Source organism: Tepidiphilus thermophilus (genome assembly GCF_001418245.1).
Taxonomy (GTDB): Bacteria; Pseudomonadota; Gammaproteobacteria; order Burkholderiales; family Rhodocyclaceae; genus Tepidiphilus; species Tepidiphilus succinatimandens.
In genome coordinates, this window is sequence record NZ_LIPU01000012.1 from 1 (window position 1) to 21,716 (window position 21,716).

Genomic DNA, 21,716 nt, shown 5'->3' on the forward strand with positions numbered 1-21,716 from the left:
CTGCGCAGCTCCACCACGACCGCCTCCTGAAACGGGGTCAGGTTCGTCTGCAGACGGTGCGCCGCGTGCGGACGATCTTCGACGTCGGTGCGTTTCTTCCAGCGTCGGATGGTGTCCTCCGACACCCCGAGTTCCCGGGCAAGACGCCTCACCGGCAGGTTCGAGCTTTGGATGTAGCGCCGGGTCGCAGGGGTCGTGGTGGCGTTCTTGTGCAGTCGAACCATCATGACTTTTGCCTCCGTAGTTCCTCGATCAGCTCACGCATCGTCTCGCGACCTATGAATAATGCACGACGTCGCGGATCAATGCAATCGTCCGGGACCTGACAATTACTCTTGCAGCGGTTTTTCAGTTCGTGCTAGACCCCGCGTTCCGGCAGCAGCAATTGATTACACAACCTGAAGTTGCTCAGCATTTGTAATACAGCCTTCCTCGGTTGCCAAGGTCAGGCTCCGGCGCCGCCGAGGGGCTTCGCTGGCAGTGGGTGGGAGGATGAGCCGGTGGAGGATAGCTACGACCGGTTCATCTCGCGAGGGCAGAGACCGTATTGATGTCAAGAGGGCAGATCGCTGTCTGACATCTTCGGACGCAGTCCGGATCTCTCCTGTCCGCGACTCCGCAGATCTCGCTTCACGGCCTCGGGGCTACGTTTGGTCAATTCGGCCAACCACTCGCAGGCCGCTTTCTCAAGTGCGATCCGAGCGCGCGCCTCCGATTCGAGCTGGTTGACTTTCTTTTCGAGTCGGGACAGGCGGCGGGCTTCACTCTGCATCCGATACCCGAACACCCAGCCGCCAACGGCTACCAGCAGGGTGACCACGTAACCAGCTGCTGCAATCAGAAGGGTTTCGCTCATCTCATCACCCCACCCACAGAACACTCATCCCCACCATCCCTGTATCCGGCACACCGATCACGGTGATGATGACTTCTTCCTCGTCCTGCTTGCACAGGTGCAGGTGCAGATAGGCGCCATCCGCCAGCGGCAGCCAGCCGATGGACTCGGCCGCTACCTCGGCCAGAAATTGCGCGTCTTCAGGGTTGATGTCCTTATCCATCGCCTTCTCAATGCAGCACGGCGCTGCCGGGCGGTGCTGCTCACCGAAACCGACTGGGCGCAGTTCGATGAATCCGTGCGCCGGCGGCTCTATGTCGCGCTCACCCGCGCCGAATGGCGCGCGGCCGTGGTGCTCAGCGAACGGGCAGAGCGCGATGTGAAAGCGCAGCTGGAAAAGTGTCAGGTTCCGAGTTTACCGGAAAACGGGGATGATCGAGATTTCCTTGTGATGCGTGGCCCCATCAGTGCAGGGCAGCGAGTGCGGCTTCCGGTGCCTTATCCAGCACTTTGAGCAATGCTTTGGCGGCACCCGTCGGGCAGCGCTTTCCTTGTTCCCAGTTGCGGATGGTGTCCAGCGGAACATTGATCCGCTCGGCAAATTCCGCTTGGCTTAGCCCCAAACGCAGGCGGATGCGGCGCACGAAACGGGCGACGTCTTGCACTGCTTCGGCTTCATCGGCAGCGGCCTGTCGGGCAATGTCGGTCTCCGTCGTGCTATCCACCCGCTCAGGATCGATTCGCCCTGCATCCAGCGATTCTGGAATTGCGGGGTCAATCTTCATGCGTACGATTTTCATAGTGCTTGACCTCCCGTTGGTTGGCCTTTCGGGCCGAGATGATGCGAATCGCGCCATTCCTTGGCGTATAGACCACGACGAAGAGCCGACCTTCGATCTTGCCCATCAATTGGTAACGCTCTTCTCCATAGCTGTATCGGGTGTCAGCCTGGATCAGGCGATTCGGATCGAAGAAGGCTCTGGCCGCATAGGCGAAATCAAACCCGCGCTCGACGAAGCACGTTTCGCTTTTTGCCTCATCCCATTCGAAGTCCATGGCTGAATTGTAGTTCAACGGACTACAAGCCACAAGGGAACCCGCTTCGGATTGGTGTGGCGTTGCAGATGAAAAGCGAAAAACGCCCGGCTCCTGGCCGGGCGTTTCGTTTTCCGCGACGGGGCAGAGGTCAGCCGCAGGTGCCGACCGCGCCGCAGGCGGTGCAGAAGTCGCAGCCGTCTTTGCGGATCACGGCGTAGTTGCCGCATTCGCTGCAGCGCGCGCCTTGCATGAGCTTGGGATCGCGCTCGTCACGCGGTGCTTCCAGCAGGCCCATTTCGCGGATGGGGAATCCCCGTTCATCCAGGATGCCGAGCATGGCGTAGCGGTGGATGATGAGGCGGGCGAGGTAGGCCACGGTGCTGGGGAAGTTCTGCTGGCGCCGGTCGCCGGGCACGAAGGCCATGAAGTCGCCCAGGGGCTCGGGGTAGTTGAGGAGCTTGCGCAGTTTCATGCCGATCCAGGCCGGGTCGATGACGCGCATGTCGAGCGACAGGATCCGGGTGAGGCCGTCGAGCGAGCGCGGATAGTGACCGGCAAGCCACATGGCGTAGGGTCGGGTCATGGGGCCGGCGCCGTCGGGCGAGGGCAGGGTGATCTCTTTCAGGCCCAGGATGAAGTCGTCGCCCGTGGTCGGGTTCTGGATGTCCACCGTCCAGGAGAGCGTGCCTTCCGTGCCGGTCTTGGGCTCGTGGCGGCTGAAGAGGCTGTCGAGCACGGGGGTGTCGCCGAGGTGCTCGAAGGCGCCGAGCCGTTCGCAGCGGTAGCGTACCACCTGACCGAAGGCGGAGACGACGCTGGGGAAGCGCTTGGGTTCGCCATGCGGCGGGAAGGGCATGTCGAAGGATTTCTCGCCCACGACTTTGGCGAGCTCTTCGAGTTTGAGCTGCAGCCAGCCGCGGTCGTTGGCGCGCATGTCCATGGAGAGCGTCTTGGCAACCGCGCCGAGGCCGCGGGGCTGGTCGGCGCCATTGACCCAGACTTCGAAGGGGAAGGCGCCGTGCCCGTTCTGGTCGATGTGGCCGACGAAGAGGGCGAATTCGCCTTCCGGCGTTTCGAGCATGTAGGTCCAGGCGGGGTTGCCGTCGGGCAGTTTCGGCCGCCCGGGCCAGCGCAGGCTGGAGAGGACCGGCGCGGGTAGTTTCTGGATGGACAGGCGCCGGTTAGCGTCGGTGAATTCGAGTTCGCTCGTCTCGGCCGTTTTTTCCTTGGGAGGCTCGACCGTGAGGATGGCGCCGACGACATTGTTGGGCCGGTAGGTGGCCAGCCCCTTGAGGCCGGATTTCCAGGCGAAGGTGTAGAGGTCTTGGAAGTCTTCGTAGGGGTAGTCTTCGGCGACGTTGACGGTCTTGGAGATGGAGGTGTCGATGTAGGGGGCGACCGCCGCGACCATGGCGGCGTGGGCCTTGGCCGAGATCTCGAGCGCGGTGACGAAGGCCGGCGGCAGGTGTTCCACGTCGCCGCCCAGGTGCTTGTAGAGGCGCCAGGCGTGGTCTTCGACGCTGTATTCCTTGAAAGTGCCGTCGGCCATGCGCTTGCGCCGGGTGTAGGTGTAGGAGAAGGGCGGCTCGATGCCGTTGCTCGCGTTGTCGGCGAAGGCGAGCGAGATGGTGCCGGTAGGCGCGATGGATAGCAGGTGCGAGTTGCGCAGGCCGTGCTTGCGAATGAGCGCCTTGAGTTCGGCGGGCAGGCGCGAGGCGAAGTTGCCGCCGGTGAGGTAGAGGTCGGGGTTGAAGAGGGGGAAGGGGCCGCGTTCCTTGGCGAGTTCCACCGAGGCGGCGTAGGCCCGGTCGCGCATGTAGCGCGAGATCTCGGAGGCGGTGAGGCGCGCTTCTTCGGCGTCGTAGCGCTTGCCGAGCATGATGAGCGCGTCGCCCAGGCCGGTGAAGCCAAGGCCGATGCGCCGCTTGCTCATGGCCTCGCGCTGCTGCTCGGGCAGGGGCCAGTGGGTGACGTCGAGCACGTTGTCGAGCATGCGCACGGCCACGTCGATCACTTTGCCGAAGGCCTCGAAATCGAAGCGTGCTTCGTCGGTGAAGGGGTCACGCACGAAGCGCGTCAGGTTGATCGAACCGAGATCGCAGCAACCGTAGGGGGGAAGGGGTTGCTCAGCACAAGGGTTGGTGGCTTCGATCGTTTCGCAGTAATAGAGGTTGTTGTCCTGGTTGATGCGGTCGATGAAGAGCACGCCTGGTTCGGCGTGGTCGTAGGTCGAGCGCATGATCTGGTCCCAGAGCTCGCGCGCGCGCACCTTGCGATAGACCCAGAGTTTGTCTTCGCGCTGGTAGGCGCCGGCCGCCTTGATCTCGGGGCCGGGCTCGGCTTTGTGCACGAGTTCGACCATCTCGTCGGCTTCGACCGCACGCATGAAGGCGTCGGTGACCGCCACGGAGATGTTGAAGTTCGACAGATCGCCCTGGTCCTTGGCGTGGATGAAGGTTTCGATGTCGGGGTGGTCGCAGCGCAGCACGCCCATTTGTGCGCCGCGCCGCGCGCCGGCCGATTCCACCGTTTCACAGGAGCGATCGAAGACGCGCATGTAGGAGACGGGCCCGGAGGCGTTCGACTGGGTGCCGCGCACGAGCGCGCCGTGCGGGCGGATGCGGGAGAAGTCGTAGCCGACGCCGCCGCCGCGGCGCATGGTTTCGGCCGATTGGGCGAGCGCCGTGTAGATGCCGGGGTAGCCGTCGACCGATTCGGTGACGGAGTCGCCCACTGGTTGGACGAAACAGTTGATCAGCGTGGCCTGCAGCTGGGTGCCGGCGGCGCTGTTGATGCGCCCGGCGGGGATGAAGCCGTGCTCCTGCGCCCAGAGGAATTTCTTCTCCCAGGCGGGGCGTTCTTCTTCCTTCTCGACCGCGGCGAGCGCCCGGGCGACGCGCCGGCGCACGTCGGCGACGGTGCGTTCGTCGCCTTTGGCATATTTTTCCAATAGGACCTCGGTGGAGATCTCCTGCGGCGGGAGGTTGTCGACGGTGGGTTTGGCGGGAGTCTGGGTGGTGTTTTTCTGGCTCATCTCGATGCTCCTGGGCGTTGCGCTGAAGCGAACTATAGCCCAGAAATCGGGTAAACGCAAAAAATTAAAGTATTTTAAAATCAATAACTTATAAAAAATGTAGTTGTTTCAAGGCGTTGTACATACGACATTTAGTATGACAAAAGTATCGGATTTTGGCGAAAACCGGCGCCGCGACAGGGGGTGCGGCACGACGAAGCGTCGAAAAATCAACTGCGCAGCAGATCGAGGCGAAAATGCAGTTTGAGAAATTTCTGGAAACGCCGCACCGTCTCGAGCGCGCTGCGCAGTTCGGCGCGCTGCAGGCGGCCGAGGCGGCGTAAGGGGAGGGCATTGCGCGCGGGCTCTCCGGCGGCGAGGCGTTCGAGCTGGGCGTCGAGCCGCAGCCGGGTGAGGAAGGCGAAGGCGGCGGCGAGCTCGGCCGCTTCGGCTTGCGGCAGCACGCCGAGCGCGGCGAGCCGTTCGATGCGCTTGAACGTATTCCCCTCTAGTGCCCGGTGTTGGATGGAGAGGATGCGCACGCCGTCGGTGATGGCGAAGATGCCGGCTTTCTTGAGATCGAGCAGGTCCTCTTCGCCGGTGTTGGGCTGGATGCGGCCGAACCAGCCCAGAGGGACGGCAAAGCGCAGGGTGTTCTGCGCCATGCGGGCGAGTACCAGAGGGTCGCTCTGCGCGTGTTCGTAATAGGCTTCGCGCAGCGGCTCGGCGAGCGCGGCGTTGCCCGCGAGGGGTTTGAGGTCGGCCAGCATGCTGGCGTTCATGAGGTGGGCGGAAGTAGGCTTTTGCAGCCATTCCCAGAGGAGGATGCGCCATTCATGTACCGAGCGGCGCCAGTCGGGGTTGCGCGTCATGATGCCGCCTGGGCAGGGGGGGATGCCGATGTCGATGAGGCGTTGGGTGAGCGTCTCGCCAAATGCATCGAGCGCGGCGAGTTCTTCCAGGGTGCAGTCGTCGGCGTAGACGAAGGCGTTGTCCTGATCGGTGGCCAGCGTCTGCTCACCGCGCCCCTGGCTGCCCAGGGCGAGGAAGGCGAGCTTGTCTTGGAGGGCCGGATCGGGCAGGGTGAGTTCGAAGACGCGGCGGGCGAGCGCGTCGTCGAGGAAGGCGATCACTTCGACGAGCTCGCGAATGGGGGTCCCGGCACGGGCGAGGACACCGACGAGCCGCTGCAGGTCGCGCTGCAGGGCGGCGAGGGTGGCGAAATCCTCGGCGTGTTCGATGTCGAGCGCGAGCTGGTGCGGCGAGTGGCGCTGCAACCGGAGCAGATCGGTTTGGCTGAGAATGCCGACGAGGCGCCCCTCGGCGTCGACGACACCGAGCCGGTGGATGCGGTGGCGCGCCATGAGGTAGAGGGCGCGGTGCAGGGGTTCGGCTGCGCCCACCGTCACCAGGGGCGTGCTCATGATCTGGGCCACGGTGAGGGTCGAAGGCAGGCGGTTTTCCGCGACGACGCGGTTGCGCAGGTCTCGGTCGGTGAGGATGCCGAGGGGGTGTTCGGGCGCCTCGGCCACGATGAGGCTGGAGATGCTCAATTCCCGCATGCGGCGTGCGGCGGCGTCGACGGAGGTCTCGGGCGGGCAGGCGTGGACCGTGCCCGAGCACCATCGCCCTACCGGCTGGAACAGTGCGCTTTCTTCCGTGGCCATGAGATCCTCCTCGCGGCGTCATTCTAGCCGGGAAGAGGCGGCGCTGGGGTAGACTTGCCGCTTCAGTGTGGTACGAGAGACGCGGCGTGTTGCAGCAAGGAGAGTCGGACGACGAGCGCTTCATGGCGCTGGCGCTTGCGGAGGCGGAGAAAGCCTGGGCGCTTGGCGAGGTGCCGGTGGGGGCGGTGGTGGTGCACGAGGGCGAGGTGATCGGGCGGGGCTTCAACCGTCCGATCGCGAGCCGGGATCCGACGGCGCACGCCGAGATCGTGGCCCTGCGCGAGGCAGCCCTGCGGCTCGACAACTACCGGCTGCCGGGCTGCGTGCTCTACGTGACGCTGGAGCCTTGCCTGATGTGCGTCGGGGCGATGCTGCACGCGCGGCTGGCGGGTGTGGTCTTCGGCGCGCCCGATCCGAAGACGGGGGCGGCAGGCAGTGTGCTCGATCCGTTCCGGGAGCGGCGGCTCAATCATCACACCTCGGTGCGCGGCGGGGTGGCGGCCGAGGCCTGCGGCGCGCTGCTGCGGGCATTTTTCGCCGAGCGGCGCCTTGCGCGGAAAAAGGAGCAGGGATGTTGCTGATCGTGGCGCTCGATGCGCAGCGGCTGTGGTGCTGCGAGGAAGGAAGGGTGGTGGCGAGCTATCCGGTGTCGACGGCGGCCCGCGGGGCGGGACAGCGGCGGGGCAGCCTGCAGACGCCGTTGGGGTGGCACCGCATCCGTGCCAAGATCGGCGCCGGGGCGCCGCTGGGGGCGGTGTTCGTCGGACGTCGCCCCACGGGCGAAATCTGGACGCCGGAACTGGCGGCGGCGCACCCGGGGCGGGATTGGATCCTCACCCGCATCCTGTGGCTGTGCGGCGAGGAACCAGGCTTCAACCGCCTGGGCGAGGTCGACACCATGCGCCGCTATATTTACATCCACGGCGCGCCGGACACGGTGCCGATGGGCGTGCCCGGTTCCCACGGCTGCATCCGCATGCGCAATGCCGATGTGGCCGAACTCTTCGACCGGGTGCCGGTGGGGACGAAAGTGCGGATCGTGGCGCGGGCGCAGGAGGCGGCAGAGTCGCTCGCATCGGCCTCCGAATGAGCGGCTGTGAAGGCAATGTCGCGAGCGGCGCTGTAGCGAGGCGCACGGAAGAGGCAGCGCCGCGTAACGTCACCCCGCCGTCGCGCAGCAGGTGATTCGGGCGGCCCGTCAATCGCTTGGCGTCACGCTGAACCGCACGCTGCCCGCCGCTTCGCCCGCTTCGTTCCAGGTGATCTCTTCGACTTCCGTGACGCCATCGGCGCGGCGCAGCACCAGGGTGCTGCAGCGCGTGCCATAGCCCGGGGTCTGTACGAAGATCGCCGACAGGGCCCGTTCCCAGTCGGGGGCGATGCCGGTGTCGGGCAGCAGCTCGTCCGGGGCGTGCGCCCGGTCGGTGAGCAGCGCCAGTAGCCGCTCGTGCGAGGGCTGGGGAAAGATGGCGGCGTCGAGCAGTTCCCGCGCGCGCTCGGCCTTGGGCCAGGGGGTGTTGAGGAGCGCGTTCGACAGAACGTGCAGGCCCGGGGGGATGGGCGCGACGCGGCCGGTGCGCGATTCGAGGATCGCCGCCTCGTCACGGTCGATCACGAGGAGATTGAAAGGCGGGTACTCGTCCTTGCGCTCGGCCAGGCGCTCGAGCACGGCGAGCGGGGCGGAGTCGGCGAGCGCCGCGGCGACGACGAGGGCGCCGCGGCTGGGGGCGCCGGGGCGATGCCGGGTCGGGTCGCGGTAGTTGGTCAGCGCGGCGAGCCGTCCGCTGCGCGTGAGGGCGAGCCACGTGCCGCCGCCGGTGCGATCGCGCCCGGCGAGCAGCGGCGCGTCGGGCCACCAGTGCATGGGTTCGGCCGGGCGGGCGAAATACTCGTCGCGGTTGGCGGCGAGGATGAGCGGATAGTCCGGGTGTGCCTGCCAGGCGAAGGCGATGAGGCACATGGGCTAATCCAGAGGGTAGGGCAAGGGCAGGGGTGCGGCGCGAGGCCCGTCGGGGGAGCCGAAGCGCACCTCGCCCGTCTCGGCCGCTTCGCGCTGCAGGACGGCGAGCGCTTCGAACCCGCCTTCGGGGCACGGCGCCGCGAGCACGATGTGGCCGGCCGCCTGCTCGCCGAAGGCGGGGGAGAAACAGTCGGCGCCGGTCGCCGGCGGTTCCCCTTCGCGTGCGCCCAGCCGGTACATCCGCCGCTTGAGGCGGCCGAGGTAGTGCGTTCTGGCGACGATCTCCTGGCCGGGGTAACAGCCTTTGGTGAAACTCACGGCGCCGAGCAGGTCGAGGTTGAGCCATTGGAGGAGGAAGGCTTCGCGGTTCTCCGGCAAGAGCCAAGGTAACCCATGGCGCACCAGGGCGAGCCGCCAGTCGGCGGTTCCGCCGGGGACGTGGCCCGCGGCGAGCAGCGCTTCGAACCGTGCGGGAGCGGTCTCGGCAGGCAGGAACTCGAGGCCGAGCCCGGGGGCGAGGTGCAGCGCATGGCCGGCGTCCAAGCGTTCGAGCGTGGGGGGTACGAGCGGCGGTTCGATCCGGTCTGGCTGCAGGCGAGCGAAGGCGAAAAGCCCTTCTTCGAGGAGGAATTCGACCTTGCTGCGCAGCCGGTAGCGCAGGAGCGCGACGCGCAGCGGCTCGGCGAGCGCCGCTTCCAGGGCGAGCAGGAAACGGTCTTGCGCTTCCCGCCACAGCAGCATGAGCGCGGATACGCGCCCTTTGGGCGTGAGGAGCGCTGCCCAGCGGGCTTCGCCGACGGGCAGGGCGCGTATGTCGTTCGTCAGGAGATTGTGCAGCAGGGTGGCGGCGTCTGGCCCTTCTGCCTTCAGAACGGCCAGCGAAGGCAGCGGCACGACGCGGGGGGCGTTCTCTGGCGAAGGCGGAGCGAGCACTTCGTCGCCGGCGGGGCGGCAGCGGTGCTGGGCGAGGGTTTCGGCGAGCTCGGGAGTCAGGGGCATAGGAACGACCGGAGGACGGAATTGTCGACGCAATCATTATAGAATCGCGCTTTTGGCCGTCCACCCGGCGGACGGCAGGGCTTTGCGAGGCGCTTCGTGGGTAGGAAAGAACGCAAGGGCGCTTGGCGGCGATGGGGGGCGGCGATCGCCCTGGCGCTTGCCGCGATCCTCGGCCTGAGTGCGGCTTCGGTTTGGTGGCTGTGGCTGCGGCCCTTGCCGATGGCGGCGGCGACGATGGAGGTGGAAGTGCCGCGAGGAGCTTCGGTGCTCGAGGCAGGGCGCGCCCTGGCCCGCCAGGGGGTGGGAGTCGAACCCCATGCCTTGTATCTGCTCGCGCGCTTGCAGCCCGGCAGTGCCATCGTCGCGGGCTATTATCGTCTCGAACGCGGCCTGACGGCGCCGCAGCTGCTCGATCTGCTTCGCCGTGGCGAGCGCATCCGCGAGAGCGTCACCTTCGTCGAGGGGTGGACGTTTGCCCAGATGCGCACCGCGCTGGAGCGCCATCCCTGGGTGGAGAAAACACTTACCGGGGCTGACGAGCGAGCGTTGCTCGCGGCGATCGGCGCAAGCGAAGCGCGGGCCGAGGGGCTTTTCTTCCCCGACACCTACGTGTTCGACCGCAAGACGCCGGATCGCGAGCTCTATCGCTTGGCCTATCGCAAGATGAAAGAGGAACTCGAGACGGCATGGCAGGCGCGCGATCCGGATCTGCCGCTTTCTTCCCCCTACGAAGCGCTGATCCTCGCTTCCCTCGTGGAGAAGGAGACGGGGCGGGCGGAAGATCGCGGCAAGGTGGCCTCGGTCTTCGTCAACCGCCTGCGCCGCGGCATGCCCTTGCAGACCGATCCGACCGTCATCTATGGCCTGGGAGAGGGCTTCGACGGTAACCTGACGCGGCGCCATCTCGGCGAGGACCATCCCTGGAATACCTATACGCGCGGCGGTCTTCCGCCTACGCCGATCTGCCTGCCGGGCCGGGGCTCGCTCTGGGCGGCGGTGCGACCGGAAAAGACGGAGTACCTTTATTTCGTGGCGCGCGGCGACGGATCGAGCGAATTCTCGCGCACGCTCGAGGAGCACAATCGCGCGGTGGCGCGCTGGCAGAAAGGACGAAAAAGCCCATGACCGGATCCGAGGCACGCGCGCCCTTCATCACCTTCGAAGGGATCGACGGGGCGGGGAAGACGACTCAACTCGAAGCTTTATGTCATTTCTTGCAGTCGCGCGGCACGCCGTTCGAGCGCACGCGCGAGCCGGGCGGCACGCCCGCTGGGGAGCGCCTGCGCGAGGTGGTGCTCGCGGAAGCGATGCAACCGGAGACGGAGCTCCTGGTGATGTTCGCCGCGCGCTGCGAGCACGTCCAGGCGCGCATCCTGCCGGCGATCACGGCCGGCCGCTGGGTGGTGTGCGACCGCTTCAGCGATGCGTCCTATGCCTATCAGGTGGGCGGGCGCGGCGTGGACGCGGCGCGCTTCGCCCTGATCGAGCGCTGGGTGCTGGGAGGGTTTCGTCCCGATCTCACCTTCCTCTTCGATCTCGATCCGGCCGTGGCGGGGCGGCGGCTCGCGCAGGCCGGCACCCGGGTGCGGGACCGCTTCGAGCGGCTCGACCAAGCTTTCTTCGCCCGGGTGCGGGCGGCCTATCTCGAACGGGCGGCGCGCGAGCCGGGGCGCTTCGTCGTGCTCGATGCGACCCGTCCGCCCGAAGCGCTGTCGCAGCAGGTGATTGCGGAGGTGCAGCGGCGATGGCCGAGTTGATGCCCTGGCTCGAACCCTTGTACCGGCGCTTCGCGGCGGCGATGGCCGCAGAACGTGCACCCCAGGCGCTCATGCTCGGTGGGCCGCGCGGCGTGGGCAAAGAGGCGCTCGCCCAAGCGCTCGCCGCCCGTTGGTTGTGCGAGCGTCCGCTCGAGGCGGGTGAATCGGCGTGCGGCCAGTGCCGTTCCTGCCGCTTGCTGCATAGGGGCGCCCATCCGATGGCCTGGCGTCTGGCGCCGGAGACTGCGCTCGGGAACGAAGGGCGGCAGATCACGATCGAACAGATTCGCGCCTTGCAGGAAGGCTTGAGTCTGGCCGAGACGGGGCGGCGGGTGGTGACGATCGTGCCGGCCGACGCGATGAACCGCTTCACGGCCAACGCGCTCCTCAAGGTGCTGGAGGAGCCTCCGGCGGGAGTATCATTCCTTTTGGTAACCGATTCGCCGTCGGCGCTGTTGCCGACGGTGCGCAGCCGCTGCCAGGTTTGGTGGATCGCGCCGCCGCGGCGGGACCTCGCCCTCGCCTGGCTCGAGACTCAGGAGGGCGGGGCTCAGGCCGCGCCGCTGCTCGATCTCGCCGGGGGGGCGCCTTTGGCTGCCTTGCGCTGGGCCCGGTCCGGCTGGGGGCGGTGGCTCGAGCGGTTTCTTGCCGAGGCAGGTGGAGATGCGCCGAAGGCCCCCCTGGCGTGGGCGGCCGGGCTGGAGAGTTGGCTCAAGGCCAAGGAGACGCAGGAGAGCGGCTTCGGGCTGGAGGCGTGGATGGACTGGTGGCTGCGCTGGCTGCATGACCTCGCTCGCGTCGCCTCGGGGGCTGCCGCGCGCCATTTTTCCCGAGCCGAGGGGCAGCTCGAGGCGCTCGCCGGGCGGGCCTCCTTGCGTGCCTGGCTCGCGCTGGAGCGTAGGGCAAGGGCCCGGGCCGAGTGGGTGAGGCATCCGCTCAACCTGCGGCTCTTTCTCGAAGACGTGCTGTCGGATTACGTTGATACGGTGGGAGGATGACGATGGTGTTCGATGAAGGGCCGCGAACCGAAATGCGCCCGACGGTGCTGTCGCTGAACGTGGCCAACGTCAGCGCCCTGTACGCTGCCTACATGCCTTTTCTGCTGCGCGGCGGCGTGTTCGTGCCCACGACCAAGCATTACGATCTGGGGGACGAAGTCTTCCTCCTGCTGCAGCTGCCCGACGAACCGGAGCGTTTCTCGGTCTCCGGCACCGTGGTGTGGATCACGCCGGCTGGGGTGCCGGGGAATCGGGTGCAGGGGATCGGCGTGCATTTCGCCGAATCGGAAACTTCCCAGCAGCTTCGGGTGCGCATCGAGCGTAAGCTCGGCACCTTGCTCGGTTCCGGTCGCACCACTCATACCTTGTAAAGGAAAGGAAACGATGACCGTTCTGGTCGATTCGCATTGCCATTTGGATTTTCCCGGGCTTGCCGAGCGCCTGCCGGAAGTGCTGGACGACATGGCCGCGAACGGCGTGGGTTACGCTCTGTGCATTGGCGTGACGCTGGAGGATTTCCCCAAAGTCTTGGCGGTTGCGCGCAGCGACGATCGGCTGTGGGCGAGCGTCGGCGTGCATCCCGATCACGAGGGCGGCGAGGAGCCGACGCTGGAGCGCCTCGTCGAACTCGCGGCCGAGCCCAAGGTGATCGGCATCGGGGAAACAGGGCTCGATTATTATCGGCTCACCGATCGTCCCGAGTGGCAGCGCGAGCGCTTTCGCACCCACCTGCGGGCGGCGCGTGCCTGTGGCAAGCCGGTCATCGTACACACGCGCGCCGCGGCCGAAGACACGCTGGCGATCCTGCGCGAGGAAGGGATCGAGGCAATCGGTGGGGTGATGCACTGCTTCACCGAATCGCTCGAGGTGGCACGGGCGGCGCTCGACCTGGGCATGTACCTTTCCTTTTCCGGCATCCTCACCTTCAAGAACGCCGCGGCGCTGCGCGAGGTGGCGGCCTTCGTGCCCGAGGATCGCATCCTCGTGGAGACCGACGCGCCCTATCTCGCGCCAGTACCGCACCGCGGCAAGACGAACGAGCCGGCCTATGTGCGTTTCGTGGCCGAGTGCCTCGCCCAAGTGCGCGGCGTGCCCTTCGAGCGCATCGCCGAGCGTACCACCGAGAATTTTTTCCGCCTCTTTTCTGGGGCAAGGAGCTCATCGCAATGAGGAACGCTCGTCGATCCACGAAATCTCTTTTTGGCAAGCGCTGGCTGCACACGGTGGTTTTGGCCGTGACCTTGGGCTGGGGAATCGCCCCGCTCTTCGCTGCCGATCTCGTCGAGGATACGGCGCTCGCCGTGCAAAACGGCGACACGGCCACCATGAAGAAACTGCTCGCCAAGGGGATAGATCCAAATACCACCGACGAAAAGGGCAATCCGCTCTTGAATCTTGCCGCCGCCAACGGCGACGAGGCGATGGTGGATCTGCTGTTGCGCTCCGGGGCGTCTCCCAACCGGCGTAACCTCGTCGGCGAGACGCCGGCGATGATGGCGGCGCTCAAGGGGCATGCCAAGGTGCTGCAGCGTCTGATCGATGCCGGAGCCATCGTCGATCACGCCGGTTGGACGCCGCTGCATTATGCGGCGCTACAGGGCAACCTCGAGTGCGTCGAGGTGCTGCTGCGCGCCAAGGCCGACGTGAATGCCGCTGCGCCCAACGGCAGCACGGCCTTGATGCTGGCGGCGCGCAACGGTCACGTGGACGTGGTCAAACGCCTGCTCGCCGCCGGAGCGGACACCGAGAAACTCAACGAGGAAGGGCGAACGGCGGTGAGCTGGGCGCTGGAAAAACGGCAGACCGAGGCCGCGGATCTCATCGAGAAGGCACGGCGCGCCAAAGGCTTGCCGCCGACCAAGGTGCAGCTCGTGATCGAGTGAGTCCTCGAGTGGGGGAGAGGATGATGGATACGGAATCGTGGTTGGCGCGGGCTCGGGCCCGTGAATCGGTTTGGCGGAGCTGGCGGCACGAGTTGCACGCGCATCCCGAGCTCGCCTATGAAGAGCGGCGGACCGCGGCCTTCGTCGCCGATCGCCTGCGCGCCTTCGGGCTCGAGCCGATCGAGGGACTGGCCGGCACCAGCGTGGTCGCAGTGCTCCGAGGGCGGGGGGGCGATGGCCCCATGATCGCGCTGCGCGCCGACATGGACGCCCTGCCCATCCCCGAGGCCAACTCGTTCGCCTACGCCTCGCGCGAGCCGGGCAAGATGCACGCCTGCGGTCACGACGGGCATACGGCCATGTTGCTCGCCGCTGCCGAGCTCCTCGCCGCCGATCCGGCGTTCGCCGGCACCGTCGTCTTCGTCTTTCAGCCTGCCGAGGAGGGGGGCGGAGGGGCGAAGCGTATGGTCGAGGAGGGGTTTTTCGAGCGCTTTCCCGTGCGCGAGCTCTACGGCATGCACAACTGGCCGGGCCTGCCGGTCGGCCAGTTCGCGGTCCACTCCGGTCCGGTGATGGCGGGCACCGAGCGGTTCCGCATCGCCTTGCGCGGTCGCGGCACGCATGCGGCCATGCCGCATCTGGGCGATGATGTCGTCGCCGCCGGGGCGGCGCTCGTGCAGGCGCTGCAGACGGTGGTGAGCCGCCGTGTGGATCCGCTGCAGGCGGCGGTCGTGTCGGTGACACAGTTCCACGCCGGACATGCCTTCAACGTGATCCCCGAGGAGGCAGAGCTCGCCGGTACCGTGCGCGCCTTCGCGCCGGGGCTTTTTTCCCGTATCCGCGAGGAGCTGGAACGCATCGGACGAGGGGTGGCGGCGGCTTTTGGTCTTTCCTTCCGTATCGAGTGGGACGAGGGTTATCCGCCCACGATCAACACCGCCGCCGAGGCGGCGCGCTGCGCCGAGGCGGCCGCCGCGCTCGTCGGAGCGCCGAACGTGCGCCGCAACGAGCCGCCGTCGATGGGGGCGGAGGATTTCGCCTTCTTCCTGCAGCACCGCCCCGGCGCCTATGTCTGGATCGGCAACGGCCCCGGTGAGGGGGGCTGCCTGCTGCATAGTCCGCACTACGACTTCAACGACGAGATCCTGCCGCTGGGGGCGGCCTACTGGGCCACGCTCGCCACGCGCGTGCTCGCGGCATGAACCTGCGGATCACGCTGCGCCTGCTGCGGCGCGATCTGCGCACGCCGGCGCTCGCGGCCATCGTCGCGGCGCTCGCACTCGCCGTCGCCGCCGTGGGCAGCGTCCTGTGGCTCAACGACCGCCTGGGACGGGCCCTGATGAGCGAGGCCGGTTCCTGGCTCGGCGGGGATGCCTTGATCACCGCCAACCGCCCCTGGCGTCCTGAAGTGCTTTCCTGGCTGGATCGTCATCCCGAGCTTGAGCGCGTGCAGAGCGTGGCCATGACCTCGATCCTGCGCGCGGGCGAGCGCTGGCAGCTGTCGGCTTTGCGGGCGATTCCGCCGCGCTATCCCCTACGCGGACGGTTCCTCTTGCGGCGAAATGCCGACGGGCCGGAAGAATCCGTACAAGGAGGACCAGCGCCGGGGGAAGTCTGGGTCGACGAGGCGCTGGCGGGCCTGCTCGGTATCGAACCCGGCGACGAGGTTCGGGTGGGGCGCCTCACCCTGCGCGTGTCCGCCATCGTGCGCGTCAATCCCGAGCACGGGGGAAGCTTTCTCGATTTTGTCCCTGAATCCTGGATCAGTCTCGGGGATCTGCCGGCGAGTGGCCTCCTCGGGCCGGGGGTGCGGGCGCAGTGGCGCGTTCATCTGGTCGGGCCTGCGAAGGCGCTGAGTCGCGTGGCCGAGGAGGCGCAAGAGCGTCTGGGCAAGGGGGAGGAATTCGTCTCGCTGCAAGACGGTCAGCCGGCGGTGAAAACGCTGCTCGAACAGACGCAGCGCTTTCTGCGCCTTGCCGTGCTCGCGGCCGTGGCGCTCGCAGCCGTGGCCGTGGGGCTCGCCACGCGCCGTTTCGTGCGCGACCGGCTCGACGTCGCCGCCTTGCTGCGCTGCCTGGGGGCGAGCCGGCGGCAGGTGGCAGCGATCGTACTGGGGGAATTCGTCGCGGCGCTTGCGCTCGCCTTGGTGCTCGGGGCGGCGCTGGGGCTCTTCGCTCAGCAGGGGTTTGCGGTGCTTGCGGCGCAGGTGGTGGAGACGGCGAGCCTTCCTTCGCTGCGGTGGTGGGCCGCCTGGCCGGCGGGGCTGCTCGCCCTGCTGCTCGCCTTCGGCTTCGCCGTGCCACAGCTCGTGGCGCTCGCGCAGGTGACGCCGCTTGCCGTGTTGCGGCGCGATTGGGGCGGCTGGCGTGGCGGGGTGCTCGCCACCGCCGGCGCCGGGGCGCTGGCGCTCTTTGCGCTCACGGTCCTGCTCGCGGGGGAGACGCAACTGGCCTTGGGCGTTTTCGGGGGACTGGTGGCGGGTTTCGCGCTGCTGCTGGTGGCGGGCTCGAGCGGTTTTGCCGCCCTCAGGCGGCTTGCCGCGGGCGCGGCGGTGCCACTGCGCCTTGCCTGGCGCGCACTCGGCAACCAGAAGGGCCTCTCCGCCCTGCAGGCCGGGGCGCTCGCCCTGGGGCTGGCGGCGCTGTGGCTGCTGGCCATCGTGCGTGGCGATCTGCTGGAAGCCTGGCGCTTCAGAATCCCGCCGGATGCCCCCAACCGCTTTCTCATCAACGTGCAGGCCGACCAGATGGAGGCGCTGCGCATGTCCTTTGCCGAGGCAGGGCTAGCCGAACCGCGCTTCTGGCCCATGGTGCGCGGTGCCCGCCTGGTGGCGATCGACGGCGCGCCGGTGAGCGATACCTCTTTCGAAGATCCGCGCGCGCAGCGCCTGATGCGCCACGAGTTCAACCTGAGCTATGGCACGGCGCTGCCCGAGGACAACCGCGTGGTGGCGGGGCGCTGGCACGGCGAGGCGGGTGCGCCGGAGAATGCGATCTCGGTCGAAGAGGGGCTGGCGCAAGCCTTCGGCCTACGGCTGGGCAGCCGTCTGCGCTTCGTCATCGATCTGCAGGAAGTCGAGGGGGTGGTGACCAGCATCCGTCGGCTGCGATGGGAATCGATGAACGTCAATTTCTTCGTCGTCACGCAGCCGGCACTGCTCGAATCTTTTGCCGCTACCTGGATCACGAGCTATCGCCTGCCGCCGGGACGGGAATCCTTCGAGCGGACGCTCGTCGAGCGCTTTCCCAACGTGACCGTGATCGACGTCGGTCGCATCCGCGAGCAGTTCGAACGCATGAGCGATCGGGTGGCGGCGTTGCTGCAGGCGGTGTTCGCCTTCACCCTGGGGGCGGGGGCATTGGTGCTGGCGGTGGGCTGGATGCTGGGGCAGGAGGAGCGGCGCCAGCGCGTGGCCGTCCTGCGGGCGCTGGGGGCGCGCCGCCGGCAGATCCTCGCCACGCTCGCGCTCGAGTTCGCCACGCTGGGCGCCGTGGGGGCGCTGGTTTCGGTCGTGCTGAGCGCGGGACTCGGCCTGTGGCTCGCGGCGTCGGTCTTCCGCCTGGAAGTGGTGCTCAGCTGGGGGCTGCTCGCCGCGGCCGCCGGGTTCGCCGTGCTGCTGGTGGCCGTTGCCGGCATGCTTACGGTGACGCCGCTGCTGCGCCGTCCGCCGCTCGAAGCGCTGCGCTCGAGCGTCGTATAATCGCGACTATCGTTCGATCTCGAGGTGGCCGTGGAGTACTTGTCGACGCGCGGGCAGGCGCCCGTACTGAAGTTTTCCGACATCTTGCTGGAGGGGCTCGCCGCCGACGGCGGGCTCTACGTGCCGGCGCATTATCCCCATATTCCGCTCGAAGAGCTCGAGCGCCTGTCGCGCCTGCCCTACGGGGAACTCGCCTGGGAGCTGCTGCGCCGCTACCTCGACGATATTGCCGAGGACGATCTCGCCCGGCTCGTGGTGCGCACCTATACCGCCACGCGCTACCCCTTCGCCCGCCATCCGGCGCGCGCCGCGCGCATCACGCCGCTCACCTGGCTGGAAGAGGGCCGTTTCGGGCTGCTCGAGCTCTCCAACGGCCCCACGCTCGCCTTCAAGGACATGGCCCTACAGCTGCTGGGCGAGCTCTTCGAGTACGTGCTCGAGCGCCGCGATGAGCGCTTGAACATCCTCGGTGCTACCTCGGGCGATACCGGCTCGGCCGCCGAATACGCCATGCGCGGGCGCGAGCGCGTGCAGGTCTTCATGCTCTCGCCGGCCGGGCGCATGAGCCCGTTCCAGCGCGCACAGATGTATTCGCTGCAGGAACCGAACATCCACAACCTCGCCGTCGAGGGGACCTTCGACGATGCCCAGGACATCGTCAAGGCGGTGAGCCAGGATGCCGAGTTCAAGCGCCGCCATCGCATCGGCGCGGTCAATTCGATCAACTGGGCGCGCATCGCTGCGCAGGTGGTCTATTACTTCGCCGGTTATTTCCAGTCGGCCGAGCGCGTGGGCGAGCCGGTGGCTTTCGCCGTGCCCAGCGGCAACTTCGGCAATATCCTCGCCGGGCACATCGCCCGCCAGATGGGGCTGCCCATCGGGTGTCTGATTCTGGCGACCAACGAGAACGACGTGCTCGACGAATTCTTCCGCACCGGCGTCTACCGCCCGCGCGCATCGAGCGAAACCTTCGCCACCTCCAGCCCGTCGATGGACATCTCCAAGGCCTCGAACTTCGAGCGCTTCGTCTTCGACCTGGTGGGGCGCGACGCCGAGGCGCTGCGCCGGCTGTGGCAGGCGCTGGAGACACAGGGATATTTCGACCTCAAGGGGACGCCGTATTGGGCGCGCTTGCCCGAATTCGGCTTCGTCTCCGGTCGCAGCACGCATGCCGACCGGCTCGCAACCATCCGCGACGTCTGGACGCGCCACGGCGTGCTCATCGATCCGCATACGGCCGACGCGGTGACGGTGGCACGCTGCGCTGGCATCGAGGACACGCCCGTGGTCGTGCTCGAGACGGCGCAAGCGGCGAAGTTCGCCGAGACGCTGCGCGAGGCGGTGGGATTCGAACCGCCGCGCCCGGCCGAACTCGCCGATCTGGAGCAACGGCCGCAGCGCGTCACACGCCTGCCCGCCGACGTGCAGCAGGTGAAGGACTACGTCGCGGCGCATGCCTGAGCGTCTGTGAAAAAATAGCGGCGACGGCGCGACGGTCCTGCCCGATACAGGGACGTCGCGCCTTTGCTTCTACGTACCCCAAAGTGAAGATAACGGCGCCGCCCAGATCCCGTCCCCGAGAGGCATCGTCTCGCTGCCGTCGTACAGCAATACACCCATCTTGAATTGGCTGCCCGCGAGGCTCGCCAGCTTCTTCAGCCCACGAAGATCGTTTTCCCTAACAGTGGCGGCTGCTTTGACCTCGATCCCCACCAGCTGTCCGGCAGCGTTCTCGATCACGACATCGACCTCGAACTTGTCAGCATCCCGGTAGTACATCAGGCGATAGTCGCCTTCTGCCGTGGTCGTGTGCTTGAGCAGTTCTCCAAAAACGAAGGTCTCCAGCACACAGCCAAACCGTGTCCGATCCCGATGCACTTCCTCGGCGGTCAGATCGAGCAATGCCGCCAGCAAGCCGGAATCGACGAACTGCAGCTTGGGCGTCTTTACCACGCGGTTCAGGCGGTTGCGTGCCCAAACCTCGATGCGCTCGAGCAGGTACATCTGCTCGAATACGCCGACGTAACGCGAGGCGGTCTTGCCGTCCAGCCCAACCTGGCCGCCGAGTTGAGTGTAATTGCACATCTGACCTGCCGTCTGTGCCAAGGCTCGCAGGAATCGCGGCAGCTGGTCTAGCTTCTCGATGCTTGCCACGTCACGGACATCGCGCTGGATGATCGCGTCGATGTACTGACGCGCCCACGCCACACGCCGCCTGGCCGAGGCGCGCGAAATGGCTTCAGGGTAGCCACCACGCAGCACACGCTCGATCAGATCATTGCCCAATGCAGGCCGATCTACCTGGAGTGTCCGGCCGGCGAAGGCGCTGTCGATCCAGTTCGCCGAGCGCAGCTCGATTTCGCTCTGCGACAAAGGCAGCAACGACAGGGTTTCCATCCGGCCAGCGAGCGAGTCGGCAACCGTGGGCAACGCCATCAAGTTGGCCGAGCCGGTCAGCAGAAACCGACCAGGACGCCGGTCCTCGTCCACGCTCTTCTTGATGGCAAGCAGCAACTGCGGTGCGCGCTGGATTTCATCGATCACGGCGCGATCCAGGCTGCGGATCATCCCAACCGGATCTTCCCGTGCCGACAGCAAGGTCAGCTCATCATCCATGGTCAGGTAGCGCAAGCCCTGTTGCGCTGCGATTTGCCGCACCAGCGTCGTTTTACCGGCCTGACGAGGACCGGCCAACAGCACGACTGGCGTGTCCAGCAGGGCTTCAGCGATGCGCGGTTCGATCCAGCGCGGAAAAAGGGGCACCCTGTTCATGCGACGATGGTATCGTAAATCTCGGAATCAAGTACCGTAAATTACGGAATATATCATCTCAAATATCGGAACATGTGAACGTGGATCACGGAACGTAGATTCCCCGATCCCGTCGCCATCCAGGCGATGAGATTGCGGGGTCGTCGTGGTTTTCCCTTCCTTGTGGGCACGAGGGTGTCAAAAGAATCGCTCGGAATCCCGCGCTCAGGTTTCGAGCAGGCGCAGCGAGAGGTCGACGGCACGCACGTCCTTGGTGAGCTTGCCCACCGAGATGCGGTCGACCCCCGTCTCGGCGATCGCCCGCACCCGCTCGAGCTCGACGCCGCCGGAGACTTCGAGCTCGGCGCGGCCGGCGTTGATCCACACGGCTTCCTTCATCTGCTCGAGCGTCATGTTGTCGAGCAGGATCATCTGCGCCCCGGCTTCCAGCGCTTCGGCGAGTTCGTCGAGCGTCTCCACCTCCACCTGGATGAAGGCGTGCGCCGCCCCTAGCGCCTGCGCCCGCGCGAGCGCCTGGCGGATGCCGCCAGCGGCGATGATGTGGTTCTCCTTGATGAGGATTCCGTCGTAGAGTCCCAGCCGGTGGTTGGTGCCGCCGCCCACGTGCACGGCGTATTTCTGCGCCAGGCGCAGCCCCGGCACCGTCTTGCGCGTGTCGACGATGCGGGCGCGCGTCCCTTCGACCGCACGCACGTAGGTGCGCGTGGTGCTGGCCGTGCCGGAGAGCAGCTGCAGGAAGTTGAGCGCCGTGCGTTCGGCGGTGAGCAGCGCCCGGGCGTTCGCCTCCACTTCACACAGCGTCTGCCCGGGTGCGACTTCCGCCCCCTCGGCGGCGTGCCAGGTGAAACTCGCCGCAGGGTCGAGCACGCGCAGCGTCGCCTCGAACCAGGGTTGGCCGCACAGGATCGCCGCTTCGCGGCTGATGACGCGGGCGCGTGTGCGGACATCGGCGTCGATCAGGCGGGCGGTGAGATCGCCCGTGCCGACGTCTTCGGCGAGCGCCTGGGCGACGTTGCGTTGGATCTCGATGCGCAGGGCTTCGGTGAAGAGCATGATGGCATCCTCTCGGGGTGGCATGAGTGAGGGCTATGGTA

23 protein-coding genes are annotated in these 21,716 nt (G+C 67.0%); 12 read left to right on the forward strand and 11 right to left on the reverse strand.

What is annotated here, in order from left to right; genetic code table 11:
• The 3 genes from ASC37_RS08915 to ASC37_RS08925 all read right to left on the reverse strand — a co-directional run.
• The coding region (locus tag ASC37_RS08915) for a helix-turn-helix domain-containing protein (protein WP_141654662.1) at nt 1-227 on the reverse strand (227 nt) is incomplete at its 3' end.
• Nucleotides 228-553: 326 nt separating this feature from the next.
• Nucleotides 554-856: a hypothetical protein gene (locus tag ASC37_RS08920; RefSeq protein WP_055424056.1), complete on the reverse strand. Its 303-nt coding sequence runs from the start codon at nt 854-856 to the stop codon at nt 554-556.
• Between the two features lie 4 nt (nt 857-860).
• Entirely contained in the window at nt 861-1,058 is a 198-nt protein-coding gene (locus tag ASC37_RS08925) for a hypothetical protein (protein ID WP_055424057.1), read from the reverse strand.
• A 33-nt stretch (nt 1,059-1,091) separates the two neighbouring features.
• Here ASC37_RS08925 and ASC37_RS11525 point away from each other — a divergent pair, with 33 nt between their 5' ends.
• Nucleotides 1,092-1,349, forward strand: coding sequence for a hypothetical protein (locus ASC37_RS11525; RefSeq protein ID WP_141056606.1), 258 nt, complete (start codon nt 1,092-1,094; stop codon nt 1,347-1,349).
• Here ASC37_RS11525 and ASC37_RS08930 read toward each other — a convergent pair.
• From ASC37_RS08930 to ASC37_RS08945, 4 genes are all read right to left on the reverse strand, one after another.
• Entirely contained in the window at nt 1,300-1,620 is a 321-nt protein-coding gene (locus ASC37_RS08930; RefSeq protein WP_198289067.1) for a helix-turn-helix domain-containing protein, read from the reverse strand. The genes ASC37_RS11525 and ASC37_RS08930 overlap by 50 nt on opposite strands.
• Nucleotides 1,610-1,891 carry a BrnT family toxin gene (locus ASC37_RS08935; protein WP_055424059.1) on the reverse strand — a complete coding sequence of 94 codons (282 nt, stop codon included), beginning with the start codon at nt 1,889-1,891 and terminating at the stop codon, nt 1,610-1,612. Before ASC37_RS08935 ends, ASC37_RS08930 begins: the two co-directional genes overlap by 11 nt.
• A gap of 130 nt (nt 1,892-2,021) precedes the next feature.
• On the reverse strand, nt 2,022-4,907 hold the full coding sequence (locus ASC37_RS08940; protein ID WP_055424060.1) for an adenosylcobalamin-dependent ribonucleoside-diphosphate reductase: 2,886 nt from the start codon (nt 4,905-4,907) through the stop codon (nt 2,022-2,024).
• Between the two features lie 209 nt (nt 4,908-5,116).
• Nucleotides 5,117-6,553 carry a putative nucleotidyltransferase substrate binding domain-containing protein gene (locus tag ASC37_RS08945; protein WP_055424061.1) on the reverse strand — a complete coding sequence of 479 codons (1,437 nt, stop codon included), beginning with the start codon at nt 6,551-6,553 and terminating at the stop codon, nt 5,117-5,119.
• 86 nt (nt 6,554-6,639) lie between these two features.
• Between ASC37_RS08945 and tadA the strand changes: the two genes are divergently transcribed.
• Both tadA and ASC37_RS08955 read left to right on the forward strand, forming a co-directional pair.
• Complete coding sequence (tadA, locus tag ASC37_RS08950) at nt 6,640-7,134, forward strand: tRNA adenosine(34) deaminase TadA (RefSeq protein WP_218054552.1); 495 nt, start codon at nt 6,640-6,642, stop codon at nt 7,132-7,134.
• A complete protein-coding gene (locus ASC37_RS08955; RefSeq protein WP_055424062.1) occupies nt 7,125-7,643 on the forward strand; it encodes a L,D-transpeptidase in 519 nt (172 codons plus the stop codon). The genes tadA and ASC37_RS08955 overlap by 10 nt, the downstream gene beginning before the upstream one ends.
• 108 nt (nt 7,644-7,751) lie before the next feature.
• On the opposite strand, the gene ASC37_RS08960 is transcribed toward ASC37_RS08955, so the two are convergent.
• Entirely contained in the window at nt 7,752-8,513 is a 762-nt protein-coding gene (locus tag ASC37_RS08960; RefSeq protein ID WP_055424063.1) for an NRDE family protein, read from the reverse strand.
• A gap of 3 nt (nt 8,514-8,516) precedes the next feature.
• On the reverse strand, nt 8,517-9,512 hold the full coding sequence (gene ygfZ, locus ASC37_RS08965; protein ID WP_055424064.1) for a CAF17-like 4Fe-4S cluster assembly/insertion protein YgfZ: 996 nt from the start codon (nt 9,510-9,512) through the stop codon (nt 8,517-8,519).
• A 96-nt stretch (nt 9,513-9,608) separates the two neighbouring features.
• On the opposite strand from ygfZ, the gene mltG reads away from it, so the two are divergent.
• From mltG to thrC, 9 genes are read left to right on the forward strand one after another with little or no spacing between them, the layout of a single operon-like run.
• Complete coding sequence (mltG, locus tag ASC37_RS08970) at nt 9,609-10,637, forward strand: endolytic transglycosylase MltG (RefSeq protein WP_055424065.1); 1,029 nt, start codon at nt 9,609-9,611, stop codon at nt 10,635-10,637.
• Nucleotides 10,634-11,269 (forward strand): dTMP kinase, encoded by a 636-nt coding sequence (tmk, locus tag ASC37_RS08975; RefSeq protein WP_055424066.1) that lies wholly within the window; start codon nt 10,634-10,636, stop codon nt 11,267-11,269. Before mltG ends, tmk begins: the two co-directional genes overlap by 4 nt.
• Nucleotides 11,257-12,267: a DNA polymerase III subunit delta' gene (locus tag ASC37_RS08980; protein ID WP_055424067.1), complete on the forward strand. Its 1,011-nt coding sequence runs from the start codon at nt 11,257-11,259 to the stop codon at nt 12,265-12,267. The genes tmk and ASC37_RS08980 overlap by 13 nt, the downstream gene beginning before the upstream one ends.
• A gap of 2 nt (nt 12,268-12,269) precedes the next feature.
• Nucleotides 12,270-12,638, forward strand: a complete 369-nt coding sequence (locus ASC37_RS08985) for a PilZ domain-containing protein (protein WP_055424068.1) — start codon at nt 12,270-12,272, stop codon at nt 12,636-12,638.
• Between the two features lie 13 nt (nt 12,639-12,651).
• Nucleotides 12,652-13,437 carry a TatD family hydrolase gene (locus ASC37_RS08990; protein WP_055424069.1) on the forward strand — a complete coding sequence of 262 codons (786 nt, stop codon included), beginning with the start codon at nt 12,652-12,654 and terminating at the stop codon, nt 13,435-13,437.
• Entirely contained in the window at nt 13,434-14,150 is a 717-nt protein-coding gene (locus ASC37_RS08995; RefSeq protein WP_055424070.1) for an ankyrin repeat domain-containing protein, read from the forward strand. The genes ASC37_RS08990 and ASC37_RS08995 overlap by 4 nt, the downstream gene beginning before the upstream one ends.
• A 23-nt stretch (nt 14,151-14,173) precedes the next feature.
• Nucleotides 14,174-15,352 (forward strand): M20 aminoacylase family protein, encoded by a 1,179-nt coding sequence (locus ASC37_RS09000; RefSeq protein ID WP_055424071.1) that lies wholly within the window; start codon nt 14,174-14,176, stop codon nt 15,350-15,352.
• The gene (locus ASC37_RS09005; protein ID WP_055424072.1) at nt 15,349-17,850 is read left to right on the forward strand and encodes an ABC transporter permease; all 2,502 of its coding nucleotides are present in this window, start codon (nt 15,349-15,351) and stop codon (nt 17,848-17,850) included. The genes ASC37_RS09000 and ASC37_RS09005 overlap by 4 nt, the downstream gene beginning before the upstream one ends.
• A 30-nt stretch (nt 17,851-17,880) precedes the next feature.
• Nucleotides 17,881-19,311, forward strand: a complete 1,431-nt coding sequence (gene thrC / locus ASC37_RS09010; RefSeq protein ID WP_055424102.1) for a threonine synthase — start codon at nt 17,881-17,883, stop codon at nt 19,309-19,311.
• A 69-nt stretch (nt 19,312-19,380) separates the two neighbouring features.
• Here thrC and ASC37_RS09015 read toward each other — a convergent pair whose 3' ends face one another.
• Both ASC37_RS09015 and nadC read right to left on the reverse strand, forming a co-directional pair.
• A complete protein-coding gene (locus ASC37_RS09015) occupies nt 19,381-20,622 on the reverse strand; it encodes an ATP-binding protein (protein ID WP_055424073.1) in 1,242 nt (413 codons plus the stop codon).
• 204 nt (nt 20,623-20,826) lie between these two features.
• Entirely contained in the window at nt 20,827-21,675 is an 849-nt protein-coding gene (gene nadC, locus ASC37_RS09020) for a carboxylating nicotinate-nucleotide diphosphorylase (RefSeq protein WP_055424074.1), read from the reverse strand.
• Nucleotides 21,676-21,716 lie beyond the last annotated feature (41 nt).